Annotated in this window: 1 pseudogene; it reads right to left on the reverse strand. The window is 71.1% G+C overall.

The features are described 5' to 3' along the window. Positions 1-1,518 (reverse strand): annotated as a pseudogene (locus FQU96_RS41940) (autotransporter domain-containing protein); the annotation flags it as partial.

Genomic DNA, 1,518 nt, shown 5'->3' on the forward strand with positions numbered 1-1,518 from the left:
AGACCGATCCGGCGCCCGTGACCACGAAGGTGCCCTGGCCGCCGGGATTGTTGCCGGCAGCAGCGGTGCCACTGGAGACGATGCGCCCGCCGTTGCTGACCGTGGCCGAGCCGACGCCGCCCAGGGTCAGCACGTCGGTCGTCGTCACGGTGGCGCCGGCGCCGGACACAGTGACGGTCCCGTCTTGTCCGGGATTGTCGGCAATGTTGAGGCCGCCGCCCGTGATGACGACACGACCGCCAGTCGTGACATTCATCGCGCCAGTACCGGCGCGGCCAACGAGAATGGAGGATGCCTGCCAGGTTGAATTCTGGCCGTCGACGCGCAGGGTGGCGTTCGATCCGGACACACCGCCCACGCCCACGTCGCCGGTCGCCAGGCTGCCGCCGTTCGCGACGGCCATGGTGCCGGCGGCGATCTGCGTTGTCCCGCTGTAACCGCCGGTGCCGGTCGCGGTCAGCGTGCCGGCGCCGGTCTTGGTGACGCCGCCGGTGCCGCTGATGGTCCCGGTCAGGGTCAGGTCGGCATCGCTCTGGATCGTGCCGCCCGCCATCGCGACGGCGCGCGCCGTCGTGATCGGCGCGGTGGTGAGCAGCGTGCCACCCGCCAGTGTCAGCGTGCCCGATACGTCCCCCAGGCTGCCGTCCGAGGCAATGCTCAGCGAACCTTCGCGGAGGGTCCAGGGTGTGACTTGGGTCGTGGTGCCGGTCAGTGTCCAGGTGCTGCCGCCGGTCTTCTCGTAGGCCCCGAAGCCGCGATATTGCGCCGCCGGACCGATCGACGAGACATCGAAGCTGCTGTTGGCTGATCCGCCCAGGGCCAGCGTGTTGCCGGTCGCAAGGGTGGCATCGACGATCCCGTTGATCACTGACCCGGCCTGCAGTTCCAGGCGGTTGTTGGTGCCGACAAACAAGATGGCGGGAACGCGCGCGGCCTCGCTGCCGGAGAAGCCACCTATGAAGCCGCCCGAGATCGTGCCGCTGTTGATGATGGTGAGATTGCTGCCCAAGACGCCGACGCCGCCGAAACCGAGGTTGGAGCGACCGACGGCGGTGCCGCCATCGACGAGGCCCATGCCACCCAGGCCGCCGTCGCCGCCGGTGATGGTGCCGCTGTTGATGAGCGTCCCGTTGCCCGCGACAACGCCGTGACCGGCAGACGCGCCGCTGCCGCCGATGCCAGTGTAGCCGAGCGGACCGCCGGGGCTGCCGTCGCCGCCGTTACCACCGTTGCCGCCACGGATCACGCCGCGATTGTCGACGGTCGAGTCGGTCGCCAATCCGAAGCCGCCGCCGCCGCCGCCGCCGCCATCGTAACGACCTGAGCCGTTGCCGTTGCCGCCGTTGCCGCCGACTCCGCCCGTGATGACCTGGCCGGGAGACACGGTGATGCTGCCGGCGCTGGTCAGAGTGGCACCGTCGCCGCCGGCACCGCCGCCGCCGCCACCACCTCCGCTGCCGCCATGCCCGCCGGTGCCGCCGCGGCCACCCGTGACGGCGCCGGCAGGCAGCGTGGTGC

The organism is Reyranella sp. CPCC 100927 (assembly GCF_007859315.1).
Taxonomy (GTDB): domain Bacteria; phylum Pseudomonadota; class Alphaproteobacteria; order Reyranellales; family Reyranellaceae; genus Vineibacter.